The organism is Sulfitobacter sp. HI0129 (assembly GCF_001635395.1).
Classification (GTDB): Bacteria; Pseudomonadota; Alphaproteobacteria; order Rhodobacterales; family Rhodobacteraceae; genus Sulfitobacter.
In genome coordinates this window covers 1-234 of the sequence record NZ_LWGH01000040.1, presented here as the reverse complement: position 1 = coordinate 234, position 234 = coordinate 1, and the positions used below count along the sequence as shown (strand labels likewise).

The 234-nt window shown below is 56.0% G+C and carries 1 pseudogene; it reads left to right on the top strand.

The features are described from left to right. Window positions 1–234 (top strand): annotated as a pseudogene (locus A3764_RS00445) (TRAP transporter permease); the annotation flags it as partial.

Below are 234 nucleotides of genomic sequence, written 5' to 3'. Positions count from 1 at the left end.
GCTTCACTGTACATCGCGGTCCGCTACCCGGATATTGTCAATGAGCTGGTCTACAAGCCTCTGGATGGTCTGATCATCAGCGTTATTCTGATGGTCCTTACGATTGAGGCGGTCCGACGCCTGACGGGCTGGGGTCTGACCGCCATTGTCATTCTGTTCATCCTTTATGCGCTTGTCGGGCATCTGTTGCCGTTCGGCATGACCCGGCAGACTCTCTGGGACCGGCTTGCCATA